Origin of the sequence: Paenibacillus farraposensis (genome assembly GCF_020736845.1) — a bacterium.
In the GTDB taxonomy this organism is placed as follows: Bacteria; Bacillota; Bacilli; order Paenibacillales; family Paenibacillaceae; genus Paenibacillus; species Paenibacillus farraposensis.
Window position 1 is genome coordinate 1 of sequence record NZ_JAFFQR010000033.1, and the last position, 275, is coordinate 275.

Annotated in this window: 1 tRNA gene; it reads right to left on the reverse strand. The window is 52.7% G+C overall.

Annotated features, from left to right (window positions below):
• Nucleotides 1-69: 69 nt before the first annotated feature.
• Nucleotides 70-145 (reverse strand) — tRNA-Ala (locus JO375_RS06735).
• Between the last annotated feature and the right edge of the window lie 130 nt (nucleotides 146-275).

Genomic DNA, 275 nt, shown 5'->3' on the forward strand with positions numbered 1-275 from the left:
ACAGGACTCGAACCTGTGACAACTCGATTAACAGTCGAGTGCTCTACCAACTGAGCTATCAGGGAATATTGGTGGAGCCAAGGGGGATCGAACCCCTGACCTCCTGCGTGCAAGGCAGGCGCTCTCCCAGCTGAGCTATAGCCCCATCTTAAAATTCATTTTTGTATGTATAATCAATAGGCGAAAAAAAAGCCCCATTAAGGGGTTGCTTGGCGGCGTCCTACTCTCCCAGGACCCTGCGGTCCAAGTACCATCGGCGCTGGAGGGCTTAACGG